Annotated in this window: 15 protein-coding genes; 3 read left to right on the top strand and 12 right to left on the bottom strand. The window is 42.5% G+C overall.

Annotated elements, in window-relative coordinates:
* Positions 1-20: 20 nt before the first annotated feature.
* A complete protein-coding gene (argS, locus tag IEV36_RS15655; protein WP_005255687.1) occupies positions 21-1,811 on the top strand; it encodes an arginine--tRNA ligase in 1,791 nt (596 codons plus the stop codon).
* Positions 1,812-2,017: 206 nt separating this feature from the next.
* On the top strand, positions 2,018-2,626 hold the full coding sequence (locus IEV36_RS15650; protein WP_004773251.1) for an SPOR domain-containing protein: 609 nt from the start codon (positions 2,018-2,020) through the stop codon (positions 2,624-2,626).
* A 53-nt stretch (positions 2,627-2,679) separates the two neighbouring features.
* Here the strand turns inward: IEV36_RS15650 and IEV36_RS15645 are convergent, their stop codons facing one another.
* The 11 genes from IEV36_RS15645 to IEV36_RS15595 form a co-directional block, all read right to left on the bottom strand.
* Positions 2,680-3,333 carry a glutathione S-transferase family protein gene (locus IEV36_RS15645; protein ID WP_005255689.1) on the bottom strand — a complete coding sequence of 218 codons (654 nt, stop codon included), beginning with the start codon at positions 3,331-3,333 and terminating at the stop codon, positions 2,680-2,682.
* 98 nt (positions 3,334-3,431) lie between these two features.
* The gene (locus tag IEV36_RS15640; protein ID WP_005255691.1) at positions 3,432-3,830 is read right to left on the bottom strand and encodes an OsmC family protein; all 399 of its coding nucleotides are present in this window, start codon (positions 3,828-3,830) and stop codon (positions 3,432-3,434) included.
* Complete coding sequence (locus IEV36_RS15635; protein WP_005255693.1) at positions 3,827-4,774, bottom strand: pirin family protein; 948 nt, start codon at positions 4,772-4,774, stop codon at positions 3,827-3,829. Before IEV36_RS15635 ends, IEV36_RS15640 begins: the two co-directional genes overlap by 4 nt.
* Before the next feature lie 139 nt (positions 4,775-4,913).
* Entirely contained in the window at positions 4,914-5,174 is a 261-nt protein-coding gene (locus tag IEV36_RS15630) for a DUF2798 domain-containing protein (protein ID WP_032810744.1), read from the bottom strand.
* A gap of 31 nt (positions 5,175-5,205) precedes the next feature.
* Positions 5,206-5,508 carry a DUF3861 domain-containing protein gene (locus IEV36_RS15625; protein WP_004773258.1) on the bottom strand — a complete coding sequence of 101 codons (303 nt, stop codon included), beginning with the start codon at positions 5,506-5,508 and terminating at the stop codon, positions 5,206-5,208.
* Positions 5,509-5,653: 145 nt separating this feature from the next.
* On the bottom strand, positions 5,654-6,181 hold the full coding sequence (locus IEV36_RS15620) for a PadR family transcriptional regulator (RefSeq protein WP_005255696.1): 528 nt from the start codon (positions 6,179-6,181) through the stop codon (positions 5,654-5,656).
* A gap of 193 nt (positions 6,182-6,374) precedes the next feature.
* Complete coding sequence (locus tag IEV36_RS15615; RefSeq protein ID WP_373869384.1) at positions 6,375-7,643, bottom strand: OprD family outer membrane porin; 1,269 nt, start codon at positions 7,641-7,643, stop codon at positions 6,375-6,377.
* 64 nt (positions 7,644-7,707) lie between these two features.
* Entirely contained in the window at positions 7,708-9,051 is a 1,344-nt protein-coding gene (locus tag IEV36_RS15610; RefSeq protein ID WP_032863786.1) for an MFS transporter, read from the bottom strand.
* A 107-nt stretch (positions 9,052-9,158) separates the two neighbouring features.
* Positions 9,159-9,857, bottom strand: coding sequence for a fumarylacetoacetate hydrolase family protein (locus tag IEV36_RS15605; RefSeq protein WP_005255704.1), 699 nt, complete (start codon positions 9,855-9,857; stop codon positions 9,159-9,161).
* Between the two features lie 38 nt (positions 9,858-9,895).
* On the bottom strand, positions 9,896-10,531 hold the full coding sequence (maiA, locus tag IEV36_RS15600) for a maleylacetoacetate isomerase (protein WP_005255707.1): 636 nt from the start codon (positions 10,529-10,531) through the stop codon (positions 9,896-9,898).
* A complete protein-coding gene (locus tag IEV36_RS15595; protein WP_005255708.1) occupies positions 10,528-11,619 on the bottom strand; it encodes a cupin domain-containing protein in 1,092 nt (363 codons plus the stop codon). The genes maiA and IEV36_RS15595 overlap by 4 nt, the downstream gene beginning before the upstream one ends.
* A gap of 154 nt (positions 11,620-11,773) precedes the next feature.
* Between IEV36_RS15595 and IEV36_RS15590 the strand changes: the two genes are divergently transcribed.
* Positions 11,774-12,667, top strand: coding sequence for a LysR family transcriptional regulator (locus IEV36_RS15590; RefSeq protein WP_004773269.1), 894 nt, complete (start codon positions 11,774-11,776; stop codon positions 12,665-12,667).
* Positions 12,668-12,708: 41 nt separating this feature from the next.
* Here IEV36_RS15590 and IEV36_RS15585 read toward each other — a convergent pair whose 3' ends face one another.
* A complete protein-coding gene (locus IEV36_RS15585) occupies positions 12,709-14,166 on the bottom strand; it encodes an aldehyde dehydrogenase family protein (RefSeq protein ID WP_005255710.1) in 1,458 nt (485 codons plus the stop codon).
* Positions 14,167-14,188 lie beyond the last annotated feature (22 nt).

Genomic DNA, 14,188 nt, shown 5'->3' with positions numbered 1-14,188 from the left:
GACATTTATTTTCGGTAACTATGAATACGGCAATACAAGCAGCTCTTGATCATGCGGTACAAACCCTGCAACAGCAAGGTGTACTCCCTTCAGATTGGACCAACACGAGCCATTTAACCCGTACCAAAGACCGAAGTCACGGAGACTTTGCTTCAAATATTGCCATGATCGGTTCTAAAGCCGCAGGCATGAAACCACGTGATCTTGCTGAAAAAATTCTGGCAGCACTTCCAGAAGTCGCTGACATTACCAAAGCAGAAATTGCAGGTCCTGGTTTTATTAACTTCTTTTTAAATGCAGACCAACGTTATGCAGTGCTCGACCAGATTCAGGCACAAAAAAATGAATATGGTCGCAGCCAAGCCAATGCGACTAAAAAAATTCAGGTCGAATTCGTTTCTGCAAACCCAACTTCTAGCCTGCATGTCGGTCATGGCCGTGGTGCTGCGTATGGCATGACCGTTGCGAACTTACTCGAAGCAACGGGTGCAAAAGTTGATCGTGAATACTATGTCAACGATGCTGGCCGTCAGATGGATATCTTGGCGACTTCAACTTATTTACGTTATTTAGAATTGACTGGGCAAACACTGGTTTTCCCTAAAAATGCTTATCAAGGCGACTACGTTAAAGAAATCGCACAAGAAATTATTGATAAAGATGGCGATTCACACATTCGTGCCGTTGCTGACATCTATAAAGATGTACCAGAAGATGTGCAATATGCTGAAGAACTTGATGCTGAAGGCAATAAAGTTGTGCTTTCAGGCGATAAAGAAAAGCACATTGATGGTTTGATTGCGAACTCGCAACAACACTTGGGTGCAGCTTATCGCGTGTTCCATCAGGCAGCTTTACATGCCATTCTGGATGATATTAAAGATGATCTAGCTGACTTTGGTGTAACCTTCGACAAATGGTTCAGCGAAGATTCATTAACTGACAAGATTGATGAAGCACTTGAAACGCTAGATCAACGTGGTTACCTCTACGAAAAAGACGGCAACATCTGGTTTAAATCAACTGAATTTGGTGATGAAAAAGACCGTGTTGTAAAACGTCGTAACGGTCAAACCACTTACTTTGCATCTGACATTGCTTACCACTTGAATAAATTACAACGTGGTTATACAGACCTGATTGATATCTGGGGTTCGGACCACCACGGTTATATTTCACGTGTAAAAGCTGCCATTGATGCAATGGGTTATGACTCGAAGAAATTGACGGTACTTTTAGTTCAGTTCGTGAGCTTATGGCGTGGCGGTGAGATGGTGCAAATGTCATCTCGTTCAGGTCAGTTCGTGACTTTACGTGACTTGCGTAAGGAAGTGGGTAACGATGCTGCCCGTTTCTACTATGTGATGCGTAAATCTGAACAGCACATCGACTTTGACCTTGATCTTGCAGTTTCTCAAAGCAAAGACAATGCGGTGTATTACATCCAATATGCGCATGCACGTATTTGCCGTATGTTAGAAAAAGCAGCGACAACGGGTCTTAATTTAGACCTAAGCGCAGCACGCGAACATGCCAACCGTTTAGAACTCGATGCTGAAACCGAGATCTTGTCTAAACTTGCCGCTTATCCAGATATTCTGGTACGTGCAGCCAATGCCTATGAACCGCATCAGATTGGTAACTACCTCAAAGAGTTAGCTGCCCTGTTCCATGCTTGGTACAATGAACATAAAGTATTGGGCGATGATGTTGAATTGACACAAGCGCGTTTATTGCTTTCAATCAACGTACAGCAAGTGTTACGCAATGGCTTAGAATTGCTCGGTGTATCCGCTCCTGAAGCCATGTAATAAAGTGAAGCGAAGCTTCACACATGGCTGCAAGACCGAAAGCTATGCTTGAGGTGGGCTGTAAAACAGCAAAGCTTAAAGCCATGTAAACTTAAGCCATCATTTTTAAACAATATGGTAAACAAAGCATTATTTTTAAACATAATGCTTTGTTTTTAAGTAAATTCAAGTTACAAATAAACGAATAGGATCAAGAGGAATTTCCGGTGTTTGGAAAAACGCAACGTGGTGTATCTGAACGACCAAACAAGCCTAAAAAACCGCTCATTCCGAAGTGGTTAGGAATGCTTGTCGCTATTCTTGCGATCCTATGTGCAGCTGTCATGCTGATGCTTTGGCAGCCTTGGCAACCTGTCCCAACCAAAAATCAGGTTACTTCCGAGCATTACCAAGAAGAAAACACCAATAAAGACTACCGTTTCTATGATTTGCTCCCTCAGCAGCAAGTCACACCAATCCCTGAACAGGCGGTGCCAGAGACCAAGCAACAAGGTAATGTCGTAATTATTGAGTCACCAAAACCTGAAACCACCACAGCAGAAGATCCAGCGGGCCTCACCCCAAGTGAACCTGTTGCACCAGCACGCGCAACCTACATTTTACAAGTACGCAGCTATCCTGATCCTGATAGTGCGGATGCACGTCGTGCAGAAATCATCTTGAATGGCTTGTCTGCGGATGTGGTAAAAAGTGTTGAAAATGGTCAGACATGGTATCGCGTTTTCTCTGGCCCTTATGATAGCCAAGAGTCGGCGCTTGCAGCTCAACAAACATTACAACATAGTGGCATTGATTCAATCGTAATTAAACACTAACTGGATATCTAATAAAAAAGGGAGCGAGTTGCTCCCTTTTTTACTGTTCAGATTTAGGCACATTGCGAATGCAAGCTTTTCTGCTCTGCCTTTTGAAATGCAGAACGTTGCTGTACACGCTGTACAAAGGCCTGAATATTCGGATACTTACCATGCAAACGGTTTTGAATCGCAATTAATGGAAATGCCATTTGAATATCTGCGAAGGAAAAATCTCCCGCAAAATAATCATGTTCTGATAAATATTGCTCAAGGTACAGAATATGTTCTTTCACCCGTGGACGAACAAAACTTGCTTTTACACCACCTGTAATTTTTTCGGCAATCGGACGAATCACCCAAGGTACATGTTTGCTGACACTATTCATCACCAAAGTCATGACCAATAAAGGCATTAAAGAGCCTTCTGCATAGTGCATCCAGTAAGCATATTGCCGATGTTCTTTAGTTGATTGTGGTTTGAATAGCTGTTGTGAATCATATTCTTGCTGCAAATAATCCAGGATCACAGCAGACTCAACAATCACCTCTTGATCATCTACCAAAATCGGGGCTTTACCTAAAGGATGAATATTCTTGAGGCTCTCAGGTGCGCCATAACTCGGCAACCTTTGATAATACTCAACCTGATAATCAATCCCAAGTTCTTCTAATGCCCACAGGATGCGGAACGAACGTGAGCATTGTAGATAATGTAAGGTAATCATTTTTGTGCCTGCTTTTTTGCTGTGCAATTGCGATTTTAGATCCCTCTCACAATTGCACTTAGAATTATGTTTTGCCCCAGCACAATAGCACTTTAGTCTTAAAGAATCATGGTGTGAATGTCTAAACTACGTAACAAAGTTTTAGTTACTGGTGTTTTGCTACAGACATTGAGAAGTTTTTCTTGCAAGTCTTGTGCAACAGTGTGCTTGAACACAACTCTACGTTCTATACGCTCCTGCTGCTCGCGATTGCTATGAAAATCAACCTCAACTGTAAATTCACCCAGATCGATTTCCTTATGCTGCGCATACATACGCAAGGTGATCATAGTACATGAGGCCAGACTTGCGGTGAGGAAATCATACGGCGCAGGACCTGTATCATGTCCTCCAAACTGCTCAGGCTTATCGGTGAGGAACTGATGTGTACCGCTACTCACCTCACCTTTCCAAGGTTCAGCTAAGGTCAGGACTTTGCTGCTGGCAATGATGCTCATTTTGAAGCCCTCATCTGGTCTGGTAATACTGGAGCTTCTAAGCGCTTGCCTTGATAATCCGGAATTTCACCAAAACGCGCATCATGGTTAATCCAGTCTTCTCGTGCCTGCTGCAAGTCTTGCATGGTACGTCCCACAAAATTCCACCATAGCAAGATTGGAGACTCAAATGGTTCACCTCCAATTAACAGCAAACGATGACCTTGAGTTAACTCAACCTCAATTTCAGTCAATCCAGTTTCAAGCACCACCATGTTATCGGCTGTAAGTTCATGCCCATTTACACGCGCTGTACCTTCCAAAGCCATAAAGGCATATTCAAATTTTGGATTCAATGGAATACGGGTTTTGGTATCGGCTTGTGCCGTTAAATCAACACCGACCAACGGTGTATGCACTTGAACAGGTGATATTGTTTTCAAGAAATCGCCGACCAATACCGTAAATTCAACCTGATCTTTGCTGACCACAGGTAATTCTGGATAATGCTCAAACTTAGGGTCAATATTGAGCTTATCATCTGGCAAGGCAATCCAGAGCTGTGCGGCATGCATTTTAGTTTCACTATCAGGTGCTACTTCAGTATGCGAAATACCTCGACCCGCAGTCATCAAGTTGACTTGTTTTGGACGGATCAACTGTTTTGAACCCAGACTATCGGTATGCATCATGGTGCCTTCAATCATCCAGGTAAAGGTCTGTAAACCAATATGCGGATGTGGCCCAACATCAAGCCCATCGCCAGCAGGAAAGCTCACAGGCCCTGCATGATCAAGGAAACACCATGCGCCGACTAAGCGTTTATGGCGACTCGGTAACGCACGTTTGATGACAGTTCCTTTGCCAATTTCCGCTGAGCGAATGGTAAATTCCTGAATAAATTGATTGATATACGTTTCGCAGTCTTTTGAGTCAGAAATATCGTAGTCATTATTATTGCTCATGATTTTGCTCTCTTTTACCTATGCTATTGCAATGAGTTGTTTTATTGATCTTAACAATACCCACCTCATTCAATATAGTCTTTTGGTAATACGCAGAGTGCCATTCATGAGACAATCCCACCACACGTTCATTCAAATATTAATGAGGTGGCATTTCCACAATCAGGCTGGTCAATCGCCTCACCAAAGGCAAGAAAATCAAAACCAGCGGATAGGCAATCACCCATGAAACCATCCATGTGCTCAGCCATTGATTGATCAATGCTGTTGAAAAACCGAGGTTCATCAACAGATTTGCAAAAGATAAAGTGCCACTCATCAGGCAAGACAAGATGAGCGGGATAATCCATGCCGCATATTGAGCAGGTAATTTACGGATGAATGGTTTGGACGTTTTCAATAGATCAGACTCAATTCAAAGCTGGAAATATTCATGCTGAATTTTTCACTTGCTGTTTTAGGTTCTTCATAAACTGACCAAAGTGCGGCCAGAAATCTTCAAATAGTGGATGATCCCGATGTTCTAGCATGACTTCACTAAACAGTTTTAAGCCAACTGCAAATGACTTGGTGGTTTGATCATCAAAAAATTCGCCCTTCTTTAAACGCTCAACAATCTCGAAAATGTCATCATGATTGCCTGTATAGAATTCCAGACGTTCGGTGTAGGTTGAGGCTTGCCCTTTATTATCTTTTAAGTGTTGGACTGTCACATGATATTGATGTTGTTTCATCGCTATGCTCCAGAATGCTTAAGCATTCTCTTTAATTCCGACCTACATCAGGTCAATTTAATCCTGGTTAAATACAATGTCTAATGAACGCAGCAATTGCGCCCTTTTGATTTTCTGCTGTCGCGCTAACAGCTTTAGTTCCCGCCTATAGCCTCCCAATGGCAATCGCAGCCTGATCAATGTGTTCTGCAATTTGATGAATCTGTTCAGGCTTTAAATCCGCAACATTCAGCTTTAAACGCAATGCGGTTTTAAGGTTCTCCATAGCACGATGGATATCAATCAGTTGATCATTATTATGAATTTCACGTCTCAAGCGTAATTTTTGCAGGAGCGCCAGCAGCATCTCTTGCTGTTCTTTTAGATAAGTTTCGCCATATTCGGTGACTTGATATTGCTTACGTTCAGCATCGAGTAATGAGATGCAATTCATTTCTTCCAATGCAGTCAAGGTTGGATAAATCGTGCCTGCACTGGGTGAATAACCATCGCCGACCAGATCGCTAATTTCTTTAATAATTTCATAACCATGCTTTGGGCTTTGCTGAATAAGATGCAGCACCAACAGTTTCATTCTGCCAGATTCGAATAGACGCCCACGACGACCAGAACGGTGATGTTCTCTATGCTGGAGATCACGTTCGCTTTCGTGATGATCGGATGCGTGTTTCATCTTTATTTTTCTCGTATTGCTCAAATTATAAATATTAAGATATATCTTAATTTATCTTAAAACAAGTTAAGATATATCTTTAAATTTTAAGATTCTGATATTGAATGAGTTATTTATTTTAAAAATAGAGATTTAGAAAAGTTAAGTCATAAAAAAGAGTGCATAAGCACTCTTTTAACAACATTCATCTCGATTAAAACCGCTTTGTATAGCTCACAAAAAAACGATTTTCACTAAAGTCATTTCCATGTTTTACATCATAATCAATACGTAAGTACTGAAGTGCAAAGCCTTTTAAAGAGGGCTGTTGAAATGCATAATTTAAAATAACATTTGATTCAGTTTCATGGTTTTTCTCACCATTGGCCGTTTTAAAGTCATGTCCATACACATATTTGACTAGAGCATTCAGACCCGGAACATAATCTTTAAAATCATAACCGTACATCACATGATATGACTTTTCATCCTTTTTAAAGAATCCTGTGGTATTCCAGTTAATAAAATACAGTTCAGGCAAAAAACCATCAGGCAAAGGATACGCTGATTCACCAATAATTTGCTGGTAACCCATGCCAAAGCTCTGGTTATTCACTTTTAGCATTTCCAGCAACCCAAGATTTTGGGCATCAATCTTGAAGTGATTGCCATCATTTTTGGCATTAAAATATTTAAGCTTGGAATTAAGCGAAAAACTTGGCTGTTTCCATATATGCTCTAGACCAACATAGTGTTTGTTATATAAATCTTCCAGATTTCCAAAATAGTACTCCCCTTTTAGGCTAGGTGTGAACTGATAACGCAGATCAAGATAATTCAAGCCATCAGAGTATTCAGTTTGACCATTCGAGGTAAAGGAGAAGCGCCGAAAGTCCTCTTCATTACGTGGAGAAACTTTTTCTACCCGTCCAATTTCAGCATACAACTGATCAGAAAGCTGCGACTTTAAATTTGTTCCCCAGTAAGACGTAATTAACTGACGGCTAGCATCTGAAGTGGTTACGGGCAAATCTAGCCATAATTCACCCACACTCAGCAGAGTTTTGTCATAAGCGAGTTTTAAAGTCGCTCCATATTTTAGATAGTCACTTGCCTGCGATTGAGTTTGTCTATCAAAAGGTAAAACTGTATCAGAGACATGCTTATCGGCACTTAAACGGACAGCATATTGAACCGAAGCATCAGCCCCAATCCGAATCGGCTGATCTAAAATATGTAAAGGGGTATCGCGCAAATTTGAGGTATAAAACAATGAAGCCCCTTGAGACCAGCTTCCAAAATCTTTGACCTCTGGATTCTGATAATCTCGATTGATCAGCGCATTCTTTAAAGTAAATTTCCATTCATCCTGAATAGGCTGATTTGGATCAAAAGCCCACAATGTCGGGCTTACACCAGAAATCAATGTGCATAAACCAAACGTTAGCGTATGTCTTTTTAGCGTGTACATAAGATAGGTCATCCATAGCAAAGATGCTGTATCATCCTTTGAGACAGCAATTTATTTTTAGGGTGATTATTTGACCTTAGCCTAAAGCGGTTGCAATCTTAGGCTGGTCTTTTTTAAGGCGTTTAATCAATAGCATTGAGATAGCGGCACAAAATGCAGGGATCGCAAGAAGGCTCAAAATCGTAAAACTGGATAGATCTAATGACATTAACCAGCCCCCCATGATTGATCCGACGACAGAGCCTGCCCGTCCAGCCGCATTGGCCCAACTTACCCCTGTAGCACGGCAATGGGTTGGATAAAAACCCGATGAAAAAGCATTTGCACCCACTTGTGAACCACTAATCCCTACGCCCACCCCAAACATGGCAAGCATCAATAACAAGGTATTCGCATGTTCAATCCCAAAACCTAAACAGATGAGGAACATCCCGCCTAAAACATAAGCACTGCTGAGGATTCTGGTGGCATCTGACTTATCCATGAGTAAGCCCAATACGATGGCACCTATGGTTCCACCCACCTGAAAGATAGAAGTGAGCCACGATGCATGAGACAAATTAAAACCTGCATTGGTCAGTAAAGTTGGCATCCAACTTGAGATCATATAAATAATCAGCAAGCTCATAAAAAAGGTGAACCAAATCAAAAAAGTGCCCAAAGCCAGCCCTTTACCGAACAAGTCTTTTAAACTCGACTTTTCCACTTCATTTACAGGGGCTACCAGAGCTGGAATGTTGCTGGCGTGCGGCGCAATACGGTGCATGATACTTTCAATTTTCTTTATACTTTTCTTTTTCAAAACTAAAAAGCGAAGCGATTCAGGTAATAGAAAATACAAAAATGGAACCATACATAACGGCGCAAAGCCCCCGATCAATAAAATGCCCTGCCAACCCATCTGCGGTAAAAGTTGAGCAGAAAAAATCCCGCCCAGTGCTGAACCAATCGTAAATCCACAAAACATCATGGTGACCAAATTAGAACGGCGAGAAGTAGGCGCATATTCTGAGGTTAAGGTAATCGCATTCGGCAGCGCTCCCCCTAGACCTAATCCAGTCACAAATCGCCAAATAATCAGCGTTTGAAGGTCGGATGAAAAGGCTGCAAAAATACTGGCACAACCAAACATGATCACCGAACCAATCAAAATCGGTTTACGTCCTAATTTGTCAGATAAAGGGCCAAAAATAAGTGCGCCCGCCATCAGTCCAAATAAACCTGCGCCAAATAACGGCGCGAGTTCAGTGGTTTGTAATCCCCACTCAGCCTTTAATGCAGGCGCAATAAAGCCCACTGCTGCGGTATCAAAACCGTCAATTGCAACAATGAGAAAGCATAAACAAGTAATGAGTTTCTGTAGGGTTGATAACGGCATTTCATCAATAAAATGTTGTACATCCATGCTTTGCCTAGACATATTTACTCCTTTTGCCAATACCATGGCACTTGCAATCCTTAGCGAAGATGTCCAGTTTTATTTATTCTTTGATCTGGACATCTGGTTATCTCCTCAAATTAGGACGATCACTTGACGTTTACAGTGATACCCGTCAGCCCTGTAATTTCGGCACGCATCACATCACCACGCACCACAGCACCTACGCCTTCAGGTGTTCCTGTAAAAATCAAATCACCAGCTTTAAGTTCAAATAAAGTTGACAGGTTGGCAATGGTTTCAGAAACAGACCAAATCAAATGACTAATATCACTATGCTGTTCAGTTTTACCGTTGACGGTTAAATGAATATCCGCCTGATTGAGTTCACCGACTTCCGAAATTGGATGAATTGGACCAATGGGTGCAGAAAAATCAAAAGCCTTTCCAACTTCCCATGGCCGTCCCTGTTCACGCATATTCATTTGCAAATCACGGCGCGTCATGTCCAAGCCTACTGCGTAGCCATAAATATATTTTGCTGCATCCTCTACCGAGACATTCTTGGCATCTTGTCCAATCGCAACCACAAGCTCAATTTCATAGTGATAGTTAGACGTTTCAGTTGGATATGGAATATCTACCGCTTCCTTTTGAACAGGTACAATTGATTCCAGATCATTTGGCTTACAGAAAAAGAAGGGAGGATCACGATGATCAAAGCCCATTTCACGGGCATGTGCTGCATAATTACGCCCCACACAGTAAACACGACGTACGGGAAATCGCAGTTCTGAGCCATGAATAAATAGGCCCGCTGGTGTCATTGGCTGGAAAATAAATGACATGGCTTGTTCCTTTTTGATAATAGATTCACATACGAGACTTAAAAAGCATCTGCCTGCTGTTCAGGTGCAGCTTTTTGAAACGCCTCAAGCGTCATACAATGCTGATAAACTTCATGAATCAGTGGATAGGCTGAAAGGTCGAGGTTGAAACGCTGGGCAGATACAACTTGTGGAACTAAATAGGCATCTGCAATGGTCGGTTGCTTGCCATAGCAGAACTTTCCTCGATTCTGGTCTTGTTCCAAAATATGCTCTAAAGCAGCAAATCCATCCTGAATCCATCTGGTACACCACGCATTTACCTGACTCTCATCCAGACCAAGCTGGCGTAGATACTCCAGTACACGCTTATTGTTTAGAGGATGAATATCGCAGCCTATCAAGGCCGCAATAGCACGTATCTTTTCTTTAGCAAGCGCATCTGTAGGCAACAAGGCCGGCTCAGGGTATTGCTCCTCAAGCCATTCAATGATCGCGGGACTTTGTAATAATCTCTCGGATCCTGTATCCAGTACTGGCACAAAACCTTGTGGATTCAGCGCCTTAAATTCCGATTGATGGTGTTCATTTTTGGCCAGAGAGATATATTCCATCTCATAATTCAATCCTTTTAGATTCAGGATGATACGGGTACGATGCGATGTCCCGCTGCGGAAAAAACTATAAAGTTTCATATTCCAGCCTCCTCAACCGCAACCTTTGTAAAGCGTTCATGGCTCAGCTGACGCTCACGTACTGAATAAAGTCCTAACTTACGTTGCAAAGGGGCTTCATCTGCAATAAAGACATAACATGGCTGCTCAGATGTATTGATTAAATCAATAGCAGCAAAACAAGGGGCACATGCGGTATCGGCTTTGGCCAAACTAAAATGTTGCTGATCTATATTGATCTTTAGCTCGCCTTCAATGACATGAAAGACCTGTGCAGTAGAACGCAAAGGTAAAGATACCGTCTCTTTGGCACGTAACAATAAAGCGGAATAGCCCAAAATATTTTGACAATCGCGGCCTGTTTCAGGATTAACATATGCGACCTGTATCACCTCTTGCCGCGTTGTGCCTGCAGCTAAAGCGTCCAGCACTTTTTTGGTATCCTTCCATGCATAACGCAACATTGGATAAACAGCGTCTTCACGAATGAAATGAGGGGTTGGGACAATCCCTGCCGCATAATTATGGGTGCTTCCCTGATTAATCCGATCAACTTCTTGACGGCGTCCTTCTTCTACAAAAGAAGCCTCCATGTAATAAACCAGAGGGAGATCCAGAATATCCATCCAGATGACTGGCTGATCCCCGTCATGCCCATGTTCGTGCCACAGCCCAGAAGGCGTCAGGATCATATCACCATGCTCCATGAGGCATTTTTGTCCTTCAACCGTGGTGTAAGCCCCCTCACCTTCGATAATTAATCTCACCGCATTCGGTGTATGTCTATGCGCTGGTGCCCATTCCTTAGGAAGTAACAATTGCATCCCCAAATACATGGCAGGACTGACTTTCATATTGTCCAAACCATGCCCTGGATTTGCGAGAGCCAAAACTCGACGCTCGGCCTTTTCAATCGGGGCTAGCTCACCCGCCTGTAATAACAAAGGTTTAATTTGGTGGAAATACCAAGCAGTTGCGAGAGTGTGTGGCTGTGGGGCATGAGGGGGGATAAAGTTTCTTAAATTAGGCCATAATGGCACCAGATTAGATGCCTCAAGTTGTTCACGATAACGTTCAGGTAGTTCTTCTAATGTGCCTAACTGTTCCATTTTTCATTCCTTTCTTGTTGCATTAAGCGCAATCCCAATGCCCATAATTTCATCAAAATCTGGTATTGGCTCAATGTAACAATCAGGATGTGTTGAATCTATGCACAAAAAACAATAGGCTGTATTGATAAAATCAATACGGTGATTCATTGATATGTTTGATCTGGATACACGACTGCTCAAAATTTTCTTTGAAATCTATCAATACAAAAGTATTTCCAAAGCGGCTGAACAACTTGAAATTGGGCAGCCAACCTTAAGCATTGCCCTGAATAAACTGAGAGCACATTTTCATGATCCATTGTTTGTACGCATTGGAAATAAAATGCAGCCCACCGAATTGGCTCAACAACTCTACCCAATGATCGTAGAAATCTTGAACCGCTTAAAACTGGTAGAAAATTACAATATCGATTTTGACCCGCAGACCTCAGCCTATCAATTTCGCATTAGCATGACCGATATCAGTCATTTGGTGTTTTTACCTCGTCTGATTAATTATTTACGTCAGCATGCACCTTCAATTCGTCTGGAAATTCTACCCATTGATAGCCAGACCGCACTTATGATGTCGAATGGAGATATTGACCTCGCCATTGGTTTCCTACCACAGCTCGAAGCGGGTTTTTATCAGCAGACCTTTTTTCAGCAACATTACACTTGTATTGCCAGTCAACAACATCCAAGGCTTACAGGTACACACCTTTCATCCGAGGATTTTTGCCAGGAGTTACATGTTGACATTTTGGCAACTGGAGGACATTTTGTGGTTGAGCATGAACTACAAAAACATGGCGTGAATCGAAATATTCTGGTGCGTTTACCCAGCTATCTAGGCGTGGGGCTTATCGTCAGAGATACAGATGCGATTGCGACGATCCCAAATTATCTGGCTCAGGTATTAATGTCACAAGGAGGATTCAAAAGTTTTGATCCTCCTTATCAATTTCCTCAGTTCAGTGTAAAGCAGCATTGGCACTCGCGTGTGCATCAGACACCAAGTAACCAATGGCTAAGACAGGTTTGTTTTAAGCTGTTCTCATCATAAATAAAGCGCATCAGGCAGACGCTAGCCGTCCCCCTCACACTTTATTCAGATCCAGTGATGCCTGTTGAAATGGTGATATGTTTGTACTCAATAAAATCATCCATCGCAGCCATTCCATTCATTCGTCCTAAGCCCGAATTTTTAAAACCACCTTCTTCAAACTCGTCATAAACGACAGCCCAGTCGTTAATCCAAACGGTTCCAGCTTCAAGTTCAGCCGCCACTCGCAATGGCAAATTAACATCTCGACTCCAGACCGACGCAGCTAATCCATATTGATTGTCATTTGCCAGCTCAATCGCTTCCTCTTCGGTATCAAATACCTGTACAGTCAAAACAGGGCCAAAGGTTTCTTCCTGAATAATTTGAAGTGAATTGTCATGCACTTCTAGGAAGGTAGGACGATAAAAAGCACCTTTTGCCAATTCACCTTCCGTGACTGGCCCACCACGAACAATCACTTTAGCGCCTTCCGCAATCGCCTTTTCGACAGTGGCATTCACGCGTTCCACATTATTCTTATCGATTAATGGCCCCATATCACTGTTTGGATCGGTGGCTGGGCCAACGCTGACTGCACTTAAACGTTGCGCCAGTTTTTGTTTCAACTCCTCTGCAATTTCACGCTGTACCAGCAAACGTGAACCTGTCATACAAAATTGTCCTGCAAAAATCGTCACTGCTTTTTCTAGCTTCGGCAAAACCAGATCCAGATCTGCATCCTTGAATACGATCATTGGAGTTTTACCGCCTAATTCCAGACCAAACCTCTTCAAATGTTGGGCACCTGCTGCTGAAATGGTCTTGCCTGTTGCGGTACTCCCTGTAAAACTGATCACAGGGACATCTGGCGAGTCAATCAGCAGGCGAGCTCCAAGATTTTTAGATTCACTAAATAAATGAATCACCCCTTTTGGCAGAGCGGGTAGTTCCGAAAAAATTCGGGCAATGAGTGCATTTGTTTGGGCAGTTTGACCAGGCATCTTAATGACCGCTGTCACCCCTGCGGCTAAAGCTGGCGCGAGTGAACGAACCATCAACACAACAGGAGAATTCCACGGCACAATAATACCTGCTACCCCCATCGGTTCACGTAAAACCATTGAGTAGCTTCCTGGCTTGGGTTCCAGTGCGCGTCCATACTCTGTCAACGTCACAGCAGCATAGTAACGTAACTTGGCAGGAATCATCGTGACTTCAAAAGTTGCTTCAGGCTTAATTTTTCCATTTTCAGTTGCAAGAATCTCAATCAGCTCATCAGCATATCGCTCAAACGCATCTGCCATCTCATTCAGGACTTTTGCTCTCAAATGACGATCACGCTTCCAGCCTGACTTCTTAAATACGGTTTTAGCAGCAGAAATGGCTTGTTCTACCTGTTCTGTAGTGACATCTGCATACTGCCCAATTACTTCATATGTTGCAGGATTGATGGACTGTACGTACTGTTGAGAGTCAATCCATTCACCATTAATCCAGTTCTTCGCGAGTCTATCCATTTGTACATCCTAAAATGAAAAC

The organism is Acinetobacter vivianii (assembly GCF_014635885.1).
Taxonomy (GTDB): domain Bacteria; phylum Pseudomonadota; class Gammaproteobacteria; order Pseudomonadales; family Moraxellaceae; genus Acinetobacter; species Acinetobacter vivianii.
This window is presented reverse-complemented; position numbering and strand designations above follow the sequence as displayed.

Coding starts and splice junctions, on each gene's coding strand:
- IEV36_RS15615 (WP_373869384.1), bottom strand. CDS start 7,643: ATGACCTATCTTATGTACACGCTAAAAAGACATACGCTAACGTTTGGT.
- IEV36_RS15595 (WP_005255708.1), bottom strand. CDS start 11,619: ATGGAACAGTTAGGCACATTAGAAGAACTACCTGAACGTTATCGTGAA.
- IEV36_RS15590 (WP_004773269.1), top strand. CDS start 11,774: ATGTTTGATCTGGATACACGACTGCTCAAAATTTTCTTTGAAATCTAT.
- IEV36_RS15585 (WP_005255710.1), bottom strand. CDS start 14,166: ATGGATAGACTCGCGAAGAACTGGATTAATGGTGAATGGATTGACTCT.
- IEV36_RS15610 (WP_032863786.1), bottom strand. CDS start 9,051: ATGTCTAGGCAAAGCATGGATGTACAACATTTTATTGATGAAATGCCG.
- IEV36_RS15605 (WP_005255704.1), bottom strand. CDS start 9,857: ATGTCATTTATTTTCCAGCCAATGACACCAGCGGGCCTATTTATTCAT.
- maiA (WP_005255707.1), bottom strand. CDS start 10,531: ATGAAACTTTATAGTTTTTTCCGCAGCGGGACATCGCATCGTACCCGT.
- IEV36_RS15620 (WP_005255696.1), bottom strand. CDS start 6,181: ATGAAACACGCATCCGATCATCACGAAAGCGAACGTGATCTCCAGCAT.
- IEV36_RS15640 (WP_005255691.1), bottom strand. CDS start 3,830: ATGAGCATCATTGCCAGCAGCAAAGTCCTGACCTTAGCTGAACCTTGG.
- IEV36_RS15625 (WP_004773258.1), bottom strand. CDS start 5,508: ATGAAACAACATCAATATCATGTGACAGTCCAACACTTAAAAGATAAT.
- IEV36_RS15635 (WP_005255693.1), bottom strand. CDS start 4,774: ATGAGCAATAATAATGACTACGATATTTCTGACTCAAAAGACTGCGAA.
- IEV36_RS15645 (WP_005255689.1), bottom strand. CDS start 3,333: ATGATTACCTTACATTATCTACAATGCTCACGTTCGTTCCGCATCCTG.
- argS (WP_005255687.1), top strand. CDS start 21: ATGAATACGGCAATACAAGCAGCTCTTGATCATGCGGTACAAACCCTG.